The organism is Chromatiales bacterium, from assembly GCA_020445605.1.
Taxonomy (GTDB): Bacteria; Pseudomonadota; Gammaproteobacteria; order JAGRGH01; family JAGRGH01; genus JAGRGH01.
The window spans coordinates 1-17018 of sequence record JAGRGH010000049.1; the positions used below are offsets into that span (position 1 = coordinate 1).

Below are 17018 nucleotides of genomic sequence, written 5' to 3' on the forward strand. Positions count from 1 at the left end.
CAGGTACGCGGGCGAGACGGGCTGCGAGGTCCACGTCTATGTCCTGATGACCAATCACGTCCACCTGCTGCTGACACCGAGGGAGTCCGATTCAGCAGGTGACCTAATGAAGCGCCTGGGCCAGCGCTACGTCCAGTACGTCAATCGTACCTATCGACGCAGCGGCACCCTGTGGGAGGGGCGATACAAGTCGTGCCTGACCCAGGAGGAGGACTACGTGCTGGGTTGTCACCGCTACATCGAGCTCAACCCGGTGCGTGCGGGGATGACTGAACATCCAGCGGAGTACCGCTGGTCGAGCTACCGGGCGAACGCGCAGTCGGAAAGCAACACGCTGCTGACGCCTCATCCGTTGTACGTTGCGCTCGGCACCAGCGGAGAGTCGCGTTGCGCGAGCTATCGCGAACTGTTCAGGAACGAACTGGATCCTGGGATGGTCGGTGAAATCCGCCAGGCCACCAATGGCAATTACGCGTTAGGCACCACAAGATTCCAGGCTCAAGTGGAGCGGGCATTGGGGAGACGCGCTGCCAGAGGTGTCTCCAGACGCCCTCGTAAGAGCCGATCAGACGATGCGGATCTCGACCTCTCCTCGTAGGCCAGTACGAAACCGTGGTCTGTCCCCTATTTGCTCTGCGTATGCCCCAAAAAACCCGGGCCGGATGGGTGTGATGAATGCTCAGAATAATCTAAAGTTATTCTTTGCTGTTGGATCTCTTATTTGTTTGTTAGTTGTTGGCTGTAACAATACTTCTAGGGAGAATAGTTTTTTTGTTCCTTTAATGAATGGAGGATATAAAGCTAACGTATATCATTTGGAGCGAGAGTTAGCAAAGCAGTTGACTTACAAAATTGATCTTCCGTATCGCTCCAAATCAGCATACATGTATTATGTTGATTTTTATGTCAATAAAGGTTGGACTTTGTGCGGGGAATTAGATGAATGGCATAAGCATACTTACTTAGATGGAAACAAACAGATAGTTAACTCTGAGCGGATGTTAAGTTATTTCTTAGATTCTACAAGCGATAGATTATCGTTGCTGCTTACACAGACCGACTCTTTGAGAGGGCAAGAGGACAGTGGCTCTATAACCCAATCTGTTTCGATAATTCAGTATCAGAATATATCCGCGCAAGATTTGGTTTCTTTATTATCTCTAGATTGCAAGATTTACTCACAAGTCAGCAAATAAGACTACAGTTGTGGAACTGAATGGTCATAGCTGAACTCCAACCGATCATGAAAAGAGACGGACGTGCGCTTGATCGCAAGACCCAGGAAGCCATCCGCCTGATGGCAGTGGAACGCATCGTTGAGGGCGAGGATGTAACGAGCGTTATGGCGAGCTATGGCTTGTGTCGTACGACGGCTTACAGGTGGCTTGCCAAGATACGTGGTCGCGGCCATGGCAAACGCGCGCTGGCTGCCCGCAAGGCGACGGGCCGTCCGTCCAAGCTTACGATGACCCAGAAGTAGAAAAGGGGTCAGACCCCTTTTATGATGGGTTCGGCGGTGAATTCAAGTTCCAAGCGCACCACCTGTGATCTTGTTGAACACTTCGAACGGGGTCTGGTAGTTGAGGCACTTGCGGGGTCTATGATTGAGGGTGTGGACGATCCGTGCAAGCTTTTGGAACAATAGGGGACAGACCACGGTTTTCCGCCAGAAGCCAGCCCTGATACCCTGAAACTCCACAATCAACGGACTGAACGATCATGCCAAGAGTCAAAGGGGTCAGCGCCCTTTAATTGATCCGCCGCGGGTATTGTGAGCCCATCCTCGCTGGCGAATTCACCTGGTGTCAGACGCCCAACCAGTTCTCAATGCGCAGGGATGGAATGCGTTTGAATTCGCGTGTGTTTGCGCTCACGAGCGTTAGATCTGCGGCCAGTGCATGTGCGGCGATCAACAGGTCGTTTGGGCCGATGGGGGTTCCCAACCCAGCGAGTTGGTTGCGAATCACAGCATAGAGACGATCTGCCGGGGGCGCTAGCGGCAGAATTTCCAGCGCGGACAATAGCAGCTCAACCCGTTCGGATAGTGGCTTTGATCCCGACTTTTCGGCGCCATAGCGAAGTTCGGCAGCCACGATGATGCTGGTACAAATCGAGTCTTCGCCAACCTCGGCAATTTTTCTAACTACCGCTCCGTCGGGCTGGCGAATGAGGTTCGAGATGATATTGGTGTCGAGCAGATAGCGAAGCGACACGCTCAGAGTTCCGGTTCGTCCAAAGATGCCAAGCCCTTGTCGACATCTGGGAATTTTTCAGCCAACGGCTTAAGGGTTGCCAACAATGCCAGCAACCCGCCTTTACGGACAGGCTCAATTACCAGGCGGGCACCGTCCTTGCGCACGATGGCCTCGTTGCCCTGTAATTCGAACTCACGGGGAATGCGTAGCGCCTGATTACGGCCATTGCGAAACAGCCGGACGATTCGTTCGTTTTCAGTCACGGTGATGATCCCAGAACCAGAAAGACATATGCGGAAGCATATGCCGAGATGATCCGCTCGGTCAATTCAGACGCCTCGCTATCCTTGCTGACACAACCGGGGCGGCACTGCACCTTGGGGCGAGCCTGGGGATCCCGCGAGGGAGAAGGGGCAGGCCCTTTAATCGCCTGACCCACTATCTAGACAAGCTCTACGAGCGCAGTTTCGAGACCGACGACCAGGGTCAACCCGTCACCAAGGCGCGGCATTTCATCTACGTCGGCGGCAACGTGATTGCCGTGCACACGAAGACCGAGGGGCGGTTGGGCTGATAGCCGCCCAGAGCGCGTTCATGCACCACGACGCCCTGGGCTCGGTCGACACGGTCACCGACCTCCAGGCCAGGGTCATCGACCGCCAGGGCTTCGATCCATTCGGCAGCCGGCGGGGCGATCCATTCGGGCATACTCGCGGCTGGTACCGTCATCGAGTATGCACCTCCGTTCCATGGTCCAAACGCAGGCAAGCGATCACCTTCTCCGGGCGCTGCCTGGCGTGGGGGTCTTCGGCTATCTGATCGGCCGGGCGACGCAGGCGCTGGTTACGGCGTTTGGCGTCGTGACGCTCGTGTTCCTGCTCCTCCACCTGATTCCGGGTGACCCGGTCGAGGTCATGCTCGGTGAATCGGCGCAGCCGGCCGATCTCGAGGCGCTGCGCGCGTCGCTCGGGCTGGATCAACCGCTTGCGCGGCAATACGGCCGGTATCTCGCCGGGCTTGCGGTCGGGGATCTGGGTGAGTCACTGAGTCATGGGCGGCCGGTTGCACAGCTGCTGGGCGAGCGCATCGGACCGACCGCGGAACTTGCCGTCGCGGCGCTGCTGATTGCAGTCGGGATCGCGATTCCGCTCGGCATTGCCGCCGCGCTTCGGCGCGGACGCGCGGTCGATCTCGCGGCGAGCAGCCTGTCGCTCGCCGGCGTTTCGATACCGAACTTCTGGCTCGGACCGATGCTGATGCTGGTGTTCGGGCTGTGGCTGGGTTGGACACCGATCAGCGGACGCGACGCCCCGGGCGGCCTGATCCTGCCGGCCGTGACGCTCGGCACTGGCCTGGCTGCCATACTCGCCCGGATGCTGCGGGCCAGTCTCCTTGAGGTGCTTGGTGAGGACTACGTGCGCAGCGCGCGTGCGCGAGGTCTGTCCCCATCGCGCGTTCTGGTTCGTCACGCGCTGCGCAATGCGTGGATGCCGTTCGTCACGGTGCTCGGCCTGCAGTTGGGTGTTCTGCTGGGTGGCGCAGTGATCGTGGAGGTCGTGTTCGGCTGGCCGGGGCTGGGCTCGCTGATGATCGAATCCATTCAACGCCGTGACTATCCGGTGGTGCAGGGCGCGGTGCTGCTCATTGCGCTGTCGTATGTGGCGGTGAACGCGCTGACCGATCTCGCCTACGGCTGGCTCGATCCACGGGTTCGGCAGCGATGAACCGCGGGCTGTGGCTGGCCGCCGGTGTGGTGGGGCTGTGGTTGCTGGCGGCCGCGTTCGGCCCCGTGTTCGTGGATGACCCGAATGCGATCGTGCTGGAGGCGATTCTGGAGCCGCCATCGACGGCCGCAATCGTCGGCCGCGACGAGCTCGGTCGTCCGGTGTTCGAGCGTGTGGTCATGGGTGCGCGCACCGCGGCAGTTGTCGGCGCGGGGGTGGTCGCGGTGGCGGCCGTGGTCGGCGTCGCGCTGGGTGCGCTGGCCGGCTTTGCCGGCGGGACCCTGGACCGTTTCGTCGGCTTTGTCGTGGACGTGGTTCTGGCGTTTCCGGGGCTGCTTTTGGCGATTGCACTGGCTGCCGTGCTCGGTCCGGGGCTCGAAAACGTCATTCTGGCGCTGGCGGCCGTGGGCTGGGTCGGCTTCGCGCGGCTGACGCGGGCACAGGTGCTGGTGCTGCGCGAACGCGAGCATGTGAGCGCGGCCCGGGCGCTGGGCACGACGCCGGTCCGAATTGTGCTCCGGCATCTGCTGCCGCTGGCGGCCGCGCCGCTGATCGTTGAGGCCAGCTTCGCAATGGCCACCGCAACGCTGGCGGAGGCCGGCATGGCCTTTCTGGGGTTGGGCGTACAGCCACCCGATGCCTCCTGGGGCGTGATGATCCGCGACGGCGCACGCTTCATGCTGGTCGCGCCGCATCTGGTGATCGCACCGGGGCTGGCGCTGTTCGCCGTGGTGCTGGCAATCAACCTGCTTGGCGATGCGCTTCGCGACCGGCTCGACGTGCGCCTGCGCTGATGCATTGGCTATAACGATTGTCGAACACCGGGCCCGACACTACGATGCTCACCATGTCGCGGATGAATCCCCCACGCGCGCAGCGGCGACCGAAGCGCCCGCTCTAGATTGCTGAGCAGTCGACGATGGCAAGCGGTCCTCTGATGCTGGATCTCGCCGGTCTCGCGCTCGGCGAGGAAGAGCGTGATCTGCTGGCCCACCCGGCGGTGGGCGGAGTCATTCTGTTCACGCGCAACTACGAGTCGCACGAGCAGTTGCGCGCGCTGGTCGCCGACATTCGTGCCGCGCGCGAGACGCCGCTGCTGATCGCGGTGGATCACGAGGGCGGGCGCGTGCAGCGGTTTCGCCCGGGATTCACCGAGCTGCCGCCGGCGCGCTGGATCGGGCAGTGCTATCACGCCGATGCCGCGCGGGGAAGGGCGCTGGCGCGTGAAATGGGCTGGCTGATGGCGCGCGAGCTGCGCCATTTCGACATCGATATCAGCTTTGCCCCGGTGCTCGATGTCGACCACGGCACCAGCGAGGTCATCGGCGACCGCGCGTTCGACCGTGATCCGGAGGTGGTCGCGCATCTCGGCTTCGAGTGGGTGCGCGGCATGCGCGAGGCCGGCATGGCGGCGACCGGCAAGCACTTCCCCGGCCACGGGTACGTGGCGGCCGATTCGCATCATGCGTTGCCCGTTGATGAGCGCGAATTCGCCGCAATCGAACGCCGCGATCTGCTGCCGTTCCGTCGCCTGATCCGCGCAGGGCTCGATGCGATCATGCCCGCGCACGTGATCTATCCGGCGGTGGACTCCGTGCCGGCGGGGTTTTCGCCGATCTGGCTCAGGGAAATCCTGCGCCGGCGGCTCGGGTTCGAGGGCGTGATCTTCAGCGACGATCTGGACATGGCCGCCGCGGGCGCCGGCGGTGGTTTCTGCGAGCGCGCCGACCACGCGATCGACGCCGGCTGCGACATGGTGCTCGTGTGCAATAATCGGGCAGCAGCGATCGAAGTCGCCGAGCATCTCGGTGGCTGCCGCCGTCCGACCTCGATGATGCGCCGGGTACGCATGCAGGGCCATGGTCATGACGAGCCGGCCGGCGCGGGGGATCGCTGGCGGCGCGCAATGCAGGTCGCGCAGTCTTACCGAGATGGCGGGCTTGACGAACTCGAGCTGGAGGTCACATGAAAGCCATCGGTACTGGCCTCGTCCTGACACTGTTTTCAATTCCAACGCATGCGGCTGGTGTTGCGATCGCACAGGCCCTGGATGGCCTGGCCGGCCAGCATCGGTTCACCGTGGTGGGTGCGCACCGGCTCGGTGATGCGGCTGGGCAGCTCATCGACGCCGGGCTCGACGAACAGTTGCGCACACTGCTCGCTGGCTGGAGTTACGTCTATTCCGAGGGCGATGCAGGGGCCCCTGCGCGGCTGGTCGTCATTGGTCCCAAGGGCGCGGCGCCGGTGATCGCCGTGCCTGCGACCGCGAATGATGACGGCGTCGGGTCGGGAGACCATCAGGTCATCGCCTTGCAACCCGATGGCAGCCACCTGACGGTGCCTGCGGCGTTGCGCGGCCCGGCCGGCCGCGAGGTCACGCTGCCCCTGATCGTCGATACCGGAGCGTCAAGCGTGGTGTTGCCGAAATCCCTGGTCGAGCGGCTCGGGTTTTCGTCCGAGGCCCTGGCGCCGATCCGGATCCGGACCGCCAGTGGCGACGCCGAAGGGCTGCACGGTCGTCTTTCGGGCTTCACGTTTGGTAAAGATTCCCTGGACGATGTCGACGTGGTGTTTGTCGACAATCCGGAAATGGGCTCGACCGGGCTGCTGGGAATGAGCGTGCTCGGGCGCTACAACTTCCGCATCGACACCGAGCAGAACCAGCTCGTTGTCCAGCCGCTCGGCGACCGCCGCAGCGACCACAACGACGGCACGCAGGAGGTCAGTCAGTGAGTGGTGCCGCCGCAGGCACGGCCGAACCGGATGCCGCCGTCACGCTCGAGCCGGACGGCATCGTACACATCGAGTATCCGCTGCATGCGCACGTGACGGCCGCCATGGTGCGGCGTGTACTGGCCAACCATCAGGCCTTGGGTGATAGGGCGCGGCCGGTGCTGATCAGCGGTCAGCGCCTGACCGGGTTCGATCGTGAGGTGCACGAGGTCTGCAACAGCCCCGAGGTCGCCCGCTTAACCCTGGCCGTGGCACTGGTGGCCAAGACCGTGCTCGAGCGCTACCTGATGCGGCTGTACCTGGAGTTCTCGTCGTCACCGTACCCGCGCCGGGCGTTCAACGACGAAGACGAGGCGCGCGCCTGGTTGCGTGGATTCCTTGCGCCTGTCCCGGAAGCCGCGGCGGGCGGGGTTGCCGGCTGAAACCGTAGGCCCGCGGGACGCATGCCCACTGCCTGATTGCAGAGCGCTCAGCGCAGGTGCGCGAGGCGTTTGTCGATCCAGCGCAGGATTGCGTCGGTGAAGGCACGTTCCCGTGGTGTCACGCGGGTGCGCAGATCCTGGACCATGCCTCGCATGCGTGTGCACAGCTCGCGGTATTCGATCACCTGATCGCGGTAGTAGCGCGCGTCACGCGCCGCCTGATCGAACGACTCCTTGAGTTCGGCGTAACTCGCGCCATAGGTCTGGCGATTGCGCTGCCCCATCGCCTTGCTGGTCGCGTCCTCGCGAATCTGGCCGACGACCTCGACCATGGTCGTGCGCCGTTCGCCGACATCCGGAAACTGCCGCTTGAGTTCGGCGAGCCGAACCTTGCCCCGCACCAGATGCAAAACGCCGCGGCGAATCTCCGCTTCGATCTCATCGATGCCGACACCGGCGAGTCGTGCGGCGCGTTCAAGGTCCAGTAATCGATCCATCCGCTCAGCATAGACCCGGGCCGGCAGGCGTACAAATGCGCGGCATCGTTCGGTCGGGCGCTTTGCGAATCCGCAAGTGCCGGCGTGAATCGAACCTCAGGCGCGCCCGAGATGGCGATAGGCGACCGGAACGAAGATCAGGCTGACGATCAACGAGAAGCTGAGCCCGCCGGCGATTGTGATTGCCAGCGGTTGCAGCATCTCCGCGCCTTCGCCCCAGGCCAGCGCCAGCGGCAGCAGACCGACGACCGTGGTCAGCGTCGTCATCAGAATGGGACGCAGCCTTTCGCCGGCCGCGAGTGCGATCGCCCGCACGCGCTCGACACCGGCCCGACGGCGCAGTTCGATCGCCTCGATCAGCACAATGGCGTTGTTGACGACGATTCCGGCGAGCATGATCACGCCGAGCCACACCGGCATGGACACGCTGACAGCGCTCAGCTTCAGGGCCAATGCAACGCCGATCAGCGCGAACGGCACGCTCGTCAGAATCACCAGCGGATTGCGCAGCGACTCGTACTGCACCGCCAGCACGACGAACACCAGAAACACCGCCAGCGCCAGGAGACTCTGGACCAGCCGTTCGTTGCGGTGCAGGGCATCGGCGGTGCCGCCGTCGTACATCAGGTAGCCCTCGGGGAGTTCGAAATCCGTGAGGGCTTCCTGCACGGTTTGCAGGGCCACGGGCAGCGTTACGCCTTCCTTCAGTCCGGCGCTGATTTCGACGCTGCGCTGCTGGCGGTCGCGGTGGATGTTCGCCGGGTTCGAGACCAGCGAGGTGCTCGCCACGGCAGCGAGCGGTACCGCCACGCGCGGCTTCGTCTGGCTGTAGACCACCAGTCGGTCCAGCGCGCCGGCATCGCGCATGGAAGCGGCCGGCAGCCGCAGACGCAGCTCGCGCAGTTCGTCGCCGTCGATGAAGTCGGAGATCCGTTCGCCGTCCAGCGCGATGCGCAACACGCGCCCGATCTGGTCGTCGGTCAGCCCCAGCGGCGCGGCGCGCGCCCGATCCAGCCGCACGGCGAGTTCGGTCACGCGCACGTCCGAGGAATGTTCGACGTTGCTCAGTCCATCCACGACATTAAGCCGCTGCACGAGGGCATCGCCGAGACGGTCGAGTTCGTCGAGGTCCGGCCCCGCGATGCGCAGCGCCAGATCATCATCGCCGGTATGCAGGCTGAGCCCGTGCACATGCAGCGCGCCGGCCCAGATGCGAACACCGGGTCCGCGCAGCGGCGCGAATTCGAGGTATTTATTCGCGGCCCACTCGCGCGTGCTGATGCCGCGCTCCGCAGCCGGCTTGAGGTGTACCAGCAGACTCGCGCGCGACGGATTCTGGTATTCGTTGCGACCCCAGGTCCAGCCGCCGACGGTGGCCAGGACGGAATCCACGGCCGGGTCTGCACGCAGCTGATTCTCGACCTGCGTGACCAGCGCATCCATGCGCTCAAGGCTGGTGCCCAGCTCCAGGCGCACGGCGACGTAGGCGCGGCCCTCGTCGATGCGCGGCAGAAACGCCGTGGATTTTTCGACCAGCGGCGGCACATACACGGCGAACGCGGCGACCAGCGCCGCGGCGACCAGCCAGCCGAATCGAAGCAGTCGTGCGACCAGCGCCGCGTAGCCGGCCTCGACGCGGGCGAAACCGCGTTCGATCGCCGCGCGAATCCGGCCATGGGTCGGCTGAACCCGCGCCGCGAGGGCCGGTACCAGCGTGAGTGCGACGACCGCGGATGCGACCACCGCCGCGGAGATCGTGAAGATCAGTTCACGAAACAGCAGACCGATCAGGCCCGTGACGAACAGGAATGGCAGCACCGCGGCGAGATTCGTCGTCGTCGACGCGAAGATGGCACCGCTGACTTCGCCGGCCGCGCCGGCGGCGACCGTGGTCTCCGGCAGCGCCGCTTCCCGGTTTTCGCGCTGGCGGCGCGCGATCTGCTCGAGCATCACGATGGTGTTGTCGACCAGCATGCCGACGCCGAGCGCGAGTCCGCCGAGTGTCATGAGATTCAGCGTCAGACCGCCCAGCGCCATCAGCGCGAGCGTGACGAGGATCGCGATCGGGATTGCGCTGCCGATGATCAGCGTGCGCCGCAGATTGCCGAGGAACAGGTACACCACCAGCATCGCCAGCACAGCGCCGCCAATGGCGGCCTGGGTCGCATTGTCGAGCGCGTGACGCACGAAGACCGCGGCATCGTCGACGGTACGAATGTCGAAGTTGCTTGGCACGAGCCGCTGTGCGCGCAGCCAGTCGAGCTGTTGGTGCACGGCCTCGACGACCTCGACGGTGTTGGCCTGCGGCGCCTTGCCGACGGAAATCTTCACGGCGGGCTGGCCGTTCAGGCGCACGCGCACGCGGTCACCCGCGGCGATGTCCTGGACGACGGCGATGTCGCCCAGTCGCACCGGCGGCCCGGTGGAATCCGCGTCGGCGCCCAGCGGCAGGGCACGCAGTTCGTCCAGCGACCGCGCGCGCCCGGCGACCCGCCCGCCGATCTCGGCCGAGGGCGTGACCAGTCGTCCGACCGGCGTGTCGCGGTTGGCCTTGCGGATGCGCTCGGCAAGGTCCAGTACGTCCATGCCCACGGCCGCGAGCCGCGCGGGGTCCGGCAGGACCTGGATCTCCCGCAGGCTGCCGCCGGAGACCGTGACGGCGGCGACGCCCGGCACGTTCACGATCCACTTGCGCAGACGCTCAGCGGCCCATTCGCGCAACGCGGCGGGGTCTTCCGTCGTGCCGGAAACGGCAAGTTCGAGAACGGGCTGCTGGGATGGATCGCTCTTGTAGACCGACGGCGGGTCGGCACTGTCGGGCAGTGCCCCGCGCGCGCGATCGAGCCGCGTGCTGGCGTCCTGCAGGGCACGGTCGATGTCGGTGCCGTAATCGAACACGAGGTCGACGGCGCTGCGGCCTTCGCGGGTATGCGACTGCACGCCGATGGCGCCTTCGGTGAGGGCGAGCTGTTCCTCGAGCACACGGGTGACGCGGTCCTCCATGATCGCGGCCGGCACGTTGGCCTCGAACACGCGCACGCGCACCTCGGGGCGGACGACCTTGGGCAGCAGATCGACGCGCAGCAGACCCAGCGTCGTGGCGCCGAGCACCACCACCGCGGCGGTGATCGCGGCGACTCCGATCGGCCGCTCGATGCACCAGGCCGCGAGCCCGCGCGCGCCGCCCGGGCGGGGATTCACGGCTGATCCGCCACCTTCACGCGACTGCCGGCGCGCAGCCCGCGCAGCCCGCGCACGACCACGCGATCACCCGGCGCGAGGCCATCGACGATGTCGATGCGCTCGCCGATCCGGGCGCCGGACTCGACCGCGCGGCGTTCGACGGTATCGTCGCTGCCGACCACGAAGACGTACTCGCCGGCCGCGTCGCCGTTGAGCGCAGCGAACGGCACGAGCATGCGGTCGCGGGCGCGGCCGCGCAGCCGGATGCGCGCGAACTGACCGGCGCGCAGGCCCGGTGGATGTTGGGCCAGCGTCAGCTCGATCGTGCCGAGGCGGGTGCCCGGGTCGACCAGCGGATGGATGCGCGAGACGCGAGCCTCGATCAGGGCATCGCCGAGTGCGTCAATTCTGACCGTGGCCGGGGTGCCGACCGCGATCAGCGGCAGGGCGAGTTCGACCAGCTGCGCCTCGATGATCAGCGAGGCCGGATCGAGCAGGCTCAGCACATGGCTGTGCCGGGCCAGCGCGTCGCCGGGCTCGGCGAGCCGCTCGGTCACGACGCCGTCAAACGGCGCGCGCAAGCGCGTCTCGGCCAGGCGGTAGTCGAGCGCGGCGAGTTCGGCGCGGGCGATCTCGACATTGGTTTCGGCGCGAACGAGTTCGTCCTCGGAGCTGACCGAGGCACCGCGCAGCGCGCGGGTGCGGCCGAGCGTCGATTCGGCCTGACGCAGACGTGCGCTGGCCTGATCGTGTTCGGCGCGCAGGGCGCGGTCGTCGGTCTCCACCAGCACGGCAGCGGCGGAAACCGCATCGCCGGGGCGCACCTCGAGCTTGCGGATGCGACCGTCCTCGGCGAGGTACAGGCGCGCGGTGCGCAGGGCATGCACGCTGCCGGTGGTCGTCACGGCTTCGTCCACGCTGACACGGGCGGCGGTCTCCACCGCCACGAGCGGGAGGTCGGCGCCGGCCGGCGCCGGACCACAGAACCACGGCGCGAGCAGCAGCAGGAGGGCGCGCCCGCGCATGGCCGGGTCAGACCAGCGGATGGTAGTGCTTGATCTTGCGCCGGACGTTGCGCTGGACGATCACGCCGGTCACGCGCCAGTTGCCCTCCAGGCGGATCTCCGGATACAGGTCGTTCAGCGCGACGAGGTAGGCGCCGTCCTCGCGCTCGACGTACTGGCGAAACCACGGCATTCCGTCGAAATCGACGATTGCGTAGGCGCCGCTTTTCACCGCCCCGACGGGCTCGATGATGATGATGCAGTGGCGCGGAAACTCCGGTTCCATGCTGGTGTCGGTGACCTGCAGCGCATAGGGTTCGGCGCCGCCACAGGCGCTCAGGAACTCGTCGGGCATGGATTGGGGCATGCTATTGTGCAACCTCGTCTCCGTTCACATCGCACCGCCTGCCGGCGCGTCAATGGCGTAATTATACCGGCATGGATTACCACCGCCCCGAGCTGCGTCCGCACCGCGACCGCCGCGACCTGCACAACCTGCGCGCGATGCTCCCCTATCTATGGGATTTTCGCGGCCGGGCGGCCGCCGCGCTGGTCTTTCTGATCGCCGCCAAGCTGGCCAACGTCGGGGTGCCGCTGGTCCTGAAGGCGATCGTCGATCATCTGGACGTGGAAACCGGGATGGTCGTCGCCGTTCCGCTGGCCCTGCTGGTTGCATACGGTGCGATGAAGCTCGCGGCATCGCTGTTCAACGAGCTGCGCGACGTGGTGTTCGCCCGGGTGCGCTACCGCGCGATGCGCAAACTGTCGCGGCAGGTGCTGGAGCATCTGCACCGGCTGTCGCTTCGCGACCACCTGGACCGTCGCACTGGTGCGATCTCGCGCGATCTGGAACGCGGCACGCGCTCGGTCAGCACCATCCTGAACTACATGGTGTTCAACCTGCTGCCGGTCGCCGCCGAGTTCCTGCTCGTTGCGGCCATTCTGCTCAGCGAGTACGCGGCCGTCTTCGCGCTGGTGACGTTTGGTTCGGTCGTCGTGTACATGGGCTTCACCTTCGCGGTGACCGAATGGCGCATGGAGCACCGACTGGAAATGAACCGGCAGGAATCCGAGGCGAACAGTCGCGCGATCGACAGCCTGATCAACTACGAGACGGTCAAGTATTTCAACAATGACCGGCTCGAGCTGGACCGTTTCGATCGCACGCTGGGGCGCTGGGAGGATTCCGCCGTGCGCTCGCAGTCCTCCATGTCGGCGCTGAATTTCGGCCAGGGCGCGATCATCGCGCTTGGCGTGACCGGCGTGATGTATTACGCAACCGCCGGCGTTGTGGACGGCAGCATGAGCCTCGGGGATCTCGTGCTGGTCAATGCATTCCTGCTGCAGCTGTTCATTCCGCTGGGCTTCCTCGGCATCGTCTATCGCCAGATCAAGTATGCGCTGGCGGACATGGATGCGGTGTTCAAGCTGCTTGAACGCGTGCCCGAGGTGGCCGATCGCCCCGGTGCACATCCGCTGCGGGTGGATCGCGGCACCGTGAAGTTTGAGAACGTGAGTTTTGGCTATCAGCCCGAACGGCCGATTCTGCGCGGCTTCGATCTGGAGCTGCCGGCGCGGCAGACCGTGGCCGTGGTCGGCGCGAGCGGGGCGGGCAAGTCCACGCTGGCGCGGCTGTTGTTCCGGTTCTATGACGTGAACGAGGGCGCGGTGCGCATCGACGGACAGGACGTTCGCGACGTCACGCTCGAGAGTCTGCGCGCATCGATCGGTGTGGTTCCGCAGGATGCCGTGTTGTTCAACGACACCCTGCGTTACAACCTCGTCTACGCGCGTACGGATGCGACTGAAGGCGAGATCGAACACGCCGTGCGAATGGCACAACTCGATCAGTTCGTCGCCAGCCTGCCGGAGGGCTACGAGACCCGCGTCGGCGAGCGCGGTCTGAAGCTTTCCGGTGGCGAAAAGCAGCGGGTCGCGATCGCGCGTGCCCTGCTCAAGCGCCCGCGCATTCTGATCTTCGATGAGGCGACCTCGTCGCTTGATTCGCGTACTGAAAAGGCGATTCAGGTGACCATGTCCGGGGTGGCTGCGGATCACACCGCGCTGGTGATCGCACACCGGCTGTCGACGGTCGTGAATGCCGACCGGATCGTCGTCATGGACCACGGGGTCATCGTCGAGCAGGGCACGCATGCCGAACTGCTTGCCGCCAGCGGCAGATACGCGCAGCTGTGGGCGATGCAGCGGCATGAGGAAACGTCGGCATCATGAACATCTATCTCGTCGGTGGTGCGGTGCGCGACGAACTGCTCGGTTTGCCGGTGGCCGAACGCGACTGGGTCGTCGTCGGTGCGACACATGACGAAATGCTCGGGGCCGGATTCAACCCCGTGCCAGGCGACGCGCCGGTATTCTGGCATCCGGAAAGCGGCGAGGAATACGCGCTGGCACGCACCGAAACCAAGACCGGTCCGGGCTATCGCGGATTCCGCTTCGACGCCGGCCCCGATGTAACGCTGGAAGCCGATCTTGCAAGGCGCGATCTGACGATCAACGCCATCGCCCGCTCGGCGGACGGCGACATCGTTGATCCGTTCGATGGCCGCGGCGATCTCGAAAAAGGCCTGCTGCAGCACGTCACCCCGGCGTTCGCGGAAGACCCGGTTCGGGTTCTGCGCATTGCGCGTTTCGCCGCGCGCTTTGGTGCGCTGGGGTTTCGCGTGGCGCACGGCACGCATGCAGTGTTGCGAGCCATGGTTGCCAGCGGTGAACTCGCGCACCTGGTTCCCGAGCGGGTCTGGGCGGAGACCGCGAAGGCCTTGGGCTACGAGCAACCCTGGCGATTCTTCGAGGTGCTTGCGGCCTGTGGCGCGCTGGCGGTGGTTTGTCCGACGCTGGCCGCCGGTCACGCCGCGCCGGAGCCGCACGACGGCGGCGAGCCGGCGGCCGTGCGGGCGTTGAAACGTGCCGCGCGGGCGAGCGACGATGGTCGCGTGCGTCTGGCGGTTTACGCGGCTGCGGCCGGCGTGAACGCGGATTCGCTTCCGACGCTCTGGCGGGAGCTTCCGGCACCGGCGGCCTGGCGCGAGACGGTTGCGGACCTTGTGCTGCATCAGGCGGCGCTGGGCGGGTTCGGCGCGCTGGATGCACCGGCGCGATTGGATCTGATTGAACGGCTGCGACTGGAGCGCGATCCCGGGCGGCTGGAGCGGCTGCGTGCGGGACTGCGCGCGCTGACGCCGAACGCACCGTTCGCCGCGCTGGATGCTGCCCTCGGCGCGCTGACGGCAGTCGATGCGGCGGCCATTGCCCGCGCCGCCGGGCCGAATGCCGCCAATGCAGTCCGCGGCGCGCGAGTCGCCGCCCTGAACGCACTTGACGCGGGGACCACTGAATGAACGCACTGCGCGAACGGCACTGTCGCCGCTATTCAAAAAGTGAAGCACCGCTGACACCGCAGGCGGTCAGCGCGCGCATGCGCGAGATCGACCCGGGCTGGCAGCTGGAAAGCGAGCCGGCCGCCATCGAGCGGACGTTCCGGTTTGCCGATTTTCATCGCACGATGGCGTTTGTGAATGCCGTCGCCTGGATCGCGCACGCCGAGGACCATCATCCGGACATGCACGTCGGTTACAACCGGCTGCGCATCGTGTACCGGACGCATTCGGTCGGCGGCCTGACCGACAACGATTTCATCTGTGCCGCAAAGATCGACGCGCTGCAGCCGACGGCAGACCAATGAGCGAGTCGCGTGCTGCGATCCGGGGGTTCGGCCTGTTCGGGCCGGTTGCGGCACTGGTTGCGTTTTCGATCGGTGGTGTATTGCTGGCCATCCTGTCCGGCCGGCTTGCGTCGAGCGTTGTGATGTTGCTTGCACTGATCGGTCTCGGCGGCGTGGCGGTCAGCGTGTGGTGGCTCGCGGAACGGGTGCGTGCACGCGTGTCGGTGCCGGTCGCACAGCTGCGGGCGTGGACGGCGGTGGCCGAGCGTGGTGTGGGCGAGGAACCCGCGCGGGTCAGTGTCGGCGGCCCGTTTGCGGCGCTGGCATCGGACCTCAACGAACTCATCGAATTGTACTGTCGGCAGAAGAAGGCCGATGACGCGCGCTTGCGCAAGGACGTCCGCAGGCTTGCGCAGAAGACCAGTTCGCTGAACATCCTCTATGACATTGCCGCGCGCATCAACGAGGTGCACGACGTCGATGAACTGACGATCGGTTGTCTGCGCCGGTTCAAACGCATGGTCGACGCCCGCTCCGCGACGCTGAACCTGCGCGGTCAGGGCGGCAACATCCAGCTGTTTGCCGCCATCGATGAGGACGACCGCATCCTCACGGGTGCGCAGCTGCACCGCGTCCCGCTGTGTCTGTGCGGCCGCGCACTCGGTCTCGGCGAGCGAATCTGCGATCAACCGCAACGACATTGCGAAACCCAGGTGCGCTGGCCCATGTATCGCAGCGAAGCGGTCGAGCGTGTGCGCGTGCCGATCGATCATTCCGGCGAACGACTCGGCTATTACGATCTGTTCGTCGCGCGCGAACGCATGGTTCATCAGGAGGAGGCGGTGCATCTGCTCGAGACCGTTGGTGCGCATCTGGGTACGGCGGTGAAGAAATCCCGGCTCGTCGAGCAGGCCGCGCGTACCTCACTGTTGCACGAGCGTTCCAATATCGCGCACGAGCTGCATGACTCGCTCGCGCAGTCGTTGACGAGTCTGCGCTACCAGAGCCGCACGCTCGCCGAGCGCGTCGCCCGCGTCGGCGATGCCGGGCTGGATCGCCAGGTCGAACGCATCTCCAGCGCCATCGACGAGGCGCACGGCGAACTGCGCAGTCTGATCGCGGAGTTTCGCGAGCCCATGGATCACCGCGGGCTCGTGCCCGCGCTGACGGAAATCGTCGACCGGTTCCGCAGGGAAACCGGCGTGCGCACCTTCTTTCAGGCGCAGTGTCGCGAGCCGCCGATCAGCCCGAACCACCAGTTGCAGGTGTTGCGCATCGTGCAGGAGGCGCTCGCAAACGTGCGTCAGCACAGCCAGGCGCGTAACCTGCGGGTCATGCTGCGCCGCGATGAAGACAGCCTGTGCCGGGTGTTGATTGAGGACGACGGGGTCGGTTTCGACACGGCACTGATGCACGAACACCTCGGCGAACACATCGGGCTTTCCGTGCTCGAGGAGCGTGCCTATCGCCTCGGTGGCCAGTTGCGCATCGAAAGCGAGCCTGGCGAGGGCACGCAGATCGAGCTGATCTTTGGCGCCGATCCATCGGCACCGCGCGCGCAGTCGCCCGGAGTCTGAG

At 65.4% G+C, this 17018-nt stretch carries 19 protein-coding genes; 12 read left to right on the top strand and 7 right to left on the bottom strand.

The window, feature by feature from the left end:
• The 3 genes from KDG50_10250 to KDG50_10260 all read left to right on the top strand — a co-directional run.
• Positions 1-598 (top strand): transposase (locus tag KDG50_10250; GenBank protein ID MCB1865802.1); only part of this gene is annotated, 598 nt, incomplete at its 5' end.
• A 73-nt stretch (positions 599-671) separates the two neighbouring features.
• The gene (locus KDG50_10255) at positions 672-1196 is read left to right on the top strand and encodes a DUF2812 domain-containing protein (GenBank protein ID MCB1865803.1); all 525 of its coding nucleotides are present in this window, start codon (positions 672-674) and stop codon (positions 1194-1196) included.
• A 20-nt stretch (positions 1197-1216) separates the two neighbouring features.
• Entirely contained in the window at positions 1217-1480 is a 264-nt protein-coding gene (locus KDG50_10260) for a helix-turn-helix domain-containing protein (GenBank protein ID MCB1865804.1), read from the top strand.
• A gap of 325 nt (positions 1481-1805) precedes the next feature.
• Here the strand turns inward: KDG50_10260 and KDG50_10265 are convergent, their stop codons facing one another.
• The 3 genes from KDG50_10265 to KDG50_10275 form a co-directional block, all read right to left on the bottom strand.
• A complete protein-coding gene (locus tag KDG50_10265; protein ID MCB1865805.1) occupies positions 1806-2219 on the bottom strand; it encodes a type II toxin-antitoxin system VapC family toxin in 414 nt (137 codons plus the stop codon).
• On the bottom strand, positions 2216-2458 hold the full coding sequence (locus tag KDG50_10270; protein ID MCB1865806.1) for an AbrB/MazE/SpoVT family DNA-binding domain-containing protein: 243 nt from the start codon (positions 2456-2458) through the stop codon (positions 2216-2218). Before KDG50_10270 ends, KDG50_10265 begins: the two co-directional genes overlap by 4 nt.
• A 253-nt stretch (positions 2459-2711) precedes the next feature.
• Positions 2712-2924, bottom strand: coding sequence for a hypothetical protein (locus tag KDG50_10275; protein ID MCB1865807.1), 213 nt, complete (start codon positions 2922-2924; stop codon positions 2712-2714).
• 20 nt (positions 2925-2944) lie between these two features.
• On the opposite strand from KDG50_10275, the gene KDG50_10280 reads away from it, so the two are divergent.
• The 5 genes from KDG50_10280 to KDG50_10300 all read left to right on the top strand — a co-directional run bounded on the left by KDG50_10280 (position 2945) and on the right by KDG50_10300 (position 7074).
• Positions 2945-3919 (top strand): ABC transporter permease, encoded by a 975-nt coding sequence (locus tag KDG50_10280; protein ID MCB1865808.1) that lies wholly within the window; start codon positions 2945-2947, stop codon positions 3917-3919.
• Complete coding sequence (locus tag KDG50_10285) at positions 3916-4713, top strand: ABC transporter permease (GenBank protein ID MCB1865809.1); 798 nt, start codon at positions 3916-3918, stop codon at positions 4711-4713. The genes KDG50_10280 and KDG50_10285 overlap by 4 nt, the downstream gene beginning before the upstream one ends.
• A 125-nt stretch (positions 4714-4838) precedes the next feature.
• A complete protein-coding gene (gene nagZ / locus KDG50_10290; protein MCB1865810.1) occupies positions 4839-5888 on the top strand; it encodes a beta-N-acetylhexosaminidase in 1050 nt (349 codons plus the stop codon).
• Positions 5885-6652 (top strand): aspartyl protease family protein, encoded by a 768-nt coding sequence (locus tag KDG50_10295; protein ID MCB1865811.1) that lies wholly within the window; start codon positions 5885-5887, stop codon positions 6650-6652. Before nagZ ends, KDG50_10295 begins: the two co-directional genes overlap by 4 nt.
• The gene (locus tag KDG50_10300) at positions 6649-7074 is read left to right on the top strand and encodes a hypothetical protein (protein ID MCB1865812.1); all 426 of its coding nucleotides are present in this window, start codon (positions 6649-6651) and stop codon (positions 7072-7074) included. Before KDG50_10295 ends, KDG50_10300 begins: the two co-directional genes overlap by 4 nt.
• 47 nt (positions 7075-7121) lie before the next feature.
• Here the strand turns inward: KDG50_10300 and KDG50_10305 are convergent, their stop codons facing one another.
• The 4 genes from KDG50_10305 to KDG50_10320 all read right to left on the bottom strand — a co-directional run bounded on the left by KDG50_10305 (position 7122) and on the right by KDG50_10320 (position 12113).
• The gene (locus KDG50_10305; protein ID MCB1865813.1) at positions 7122-7571 is read right to left on the bottom strand and encodes a hypothetical protein; all 450 of its coding nucleotides are present in this window, start codon (positions 7569-7571) and stop codon (positions 7122-7124) included.
• A gap of 96 nt (positions 7572-7667) precedes the next feature.
• Positions 7668-10772 carry an efflux RND transporter permease subunit gene (locus KDG50_10310; GenBank protein MCB1865814.1) on the bottom strand — a complete coding sequence of 1035 codons (3105 nt, stop codon included), beginning with the start codon at positions 10770-10772 and terminating at the stop codon, positions 7668-7670.
• Positions 10769-11779 carry an efflux RND transporter periplasmic adaptor subunit gene (locus KDG50_10315; GenBank protein ID MCB1865815.1) on the bottom strand — a complete coding sequence of 337 codons (1011 nt, stop codon included), beginning with the start codon at positions 11777-11779 and terminating at the stop codon, positions 10769-10771. The genes KDG50_10310 and KDG50_10315 overlap by 4 nt, the downstream gene beginning before the upstream one ends.
• Positions 11780-11786: 7 nt before the next feature.
• Positions 11787-12113: a S24 family peptidase gene (locus tag KDG50_10320; protein ID MCB1865816.1), complete on the bottom strand. Its 327-nt coding sequence runs from the start codon at positions 12111-12113 to the stop codon at positions 11787-11789.
• A gap of 83 nt (positions 12114-12196) precedes the next feature.
• Here KDG50_10320 and KDG50_10325 point away from each other — a divergent pair, with 83 nt between their 5' ends.
• Genes KDG50_10325 through KDG50_10340 form a run of 4 tightly spaced genes read left to right on the top strand, consistent with a single transcriptional unit; the run spans position 12197 to position 17017 of the window.
• Positions 12197-13990, top strand: a complete 1794-nt coding sequence (locus KDG50_10325; protein ID MCB1865817.1) for an ABC transporter ATP-binding protein/permease — start codon at positions 12197-12199, stop codon at positions 13988-13990.
• Positions 13987-15117: a multifunctional CCA tRNA nucleotidyl transferase/2'3'-cyclic phosphodiesterase/2'nucleotidase/phosphatase gene (gene cca, locus KDG50_10330; protein ID MCB1865818.1), complete on the top strand. Its 1131-nt coding sequence runs from the start codon at positions 13987-13989 to the stop codon at positions 15115-15117. Before KDG50_10325 ends, cca begins: the two co-directional genes overlap by 4 nt.
• A complete protein-coding gene (locus KDG50_10335) occupies positions 15114-15461 on the top strand; it encodes a 4a-hydroxytetrahydrobiopterin dehydratase (protein ID MCB1865819.1) in 348 nt (115 codons plus the stop codon). The genes cca and KDG50_10335 overlap by 4 nt, the downstream gene beginning before the upstream one ends.
• Positions 15458-17017 carry a histidine kinase gene (locus KDG50_10340; protein MCB1865820.1) on the top strand — a complete coding sequence of 520 codons (1560 nt, stop codon included), beginning with the start codon at positions 15458-15460 and terminating at the stop codon, positions 17015-17017. The genes KDG50_10335 and KDG50_10340 overlap by 4 nt, the downstream gene beginning before the upstream one ends.
• Position 17018 lies beyond the last annotated feature (1 nt).

Coding starts and splice junctions, on each gene's coding strand:
- KDG50_10255 (MCB1865803.1), top strand. CDS start 672: ATGAATGCTCAGAATAATCTAAAGTTATTCTTTGCTGTTGGATCTCTT.
- KDG50_10260 (MCB1865804.1), top strand. CDS start 1,217: ATGGTCATAGCTGAACTCCAACCGATCATGAAAAGAGACGGACGTGCG.
- KDG50_10275 (MCB1865807.1), bottom strand. CDS start 2,924: ATGACGGTACCAGCCGCGAGTATGCCCGAATGGATCGCCCCGCCGGCT.
- KDG50_10280 (MCB1865808.1), top strand. CDS start 2,945: ATGGTCCAAACGCAGGCAAGCGATCACCTTCTCCGGGCGCTGCCTGGC.
- KDG50_10285 (MCB1865809.1), top strand. CDS start 3,916: ATGAACCGCGGGCTGTGGCTGGCCGCCGGTGTGGTGGGGCTGTGGTTG.
- nagZ (MCB1865810.1), top strand. CDS start 4,839: ATGGCAAGCGGTCCTCTGATGCTGGATCTCGCCGGTCTCGCGCTCGGC.
- KDG50_10295 (MCB1865811.1), top strand. CDS start 5,885: ATGAAAGCCATCGGTACTGGCCTCGTCCTGACACTGTTTTCAATTCCA.
- KDG50_10305 (MCB1865813.1), bottom strand. CDS start 7,571: ATGGATCGATTACTGGACCTTGAACGCGCCGCACGACTCGCCGGTGTC.
- KDG50_10315 (MCB1865815.1), bottom strand. CDS start 11,779: ATGCGCGGGCGCGCCCTCCTGCTGCTGCTCGCGCCGTGGTTCTGTGGT.
- KDG50_10320 (MCB1865816.1), bottom strand. CDS start 12,113: ATGCCCGACGAGTTCCTGAGCGCCTGTGGCGGCGCCGAACCCTATGCG.
- KDG50_10325 (MCB1865817.1), top strand. CDS start 12,197: ATGGATTACCACCGCCCCGAGCTGCGTCCGCACCGCGACCGCCGCGAC.
- cca (MCB1865818.1), top strand. CDS start 13,987: ATGAACATCTATCTCGTCGGTGGTGCGGTGCGCGACGAACTGCTCGGT.
- KDG50_10335 (MCB1865819.1), top strand. CDS start 15,114: ATGAACGCACTGCGCGAACGGCACTGTCGCCGCTATTCAAAAAGTGAA.
- KDG50_10340 (MCB1865820.1), top strand. CDS start 15,458: ATGAGCGAGTCGCGTGCTGCGATCCGGGGGTTCGGCCTGTTCGGGCCG.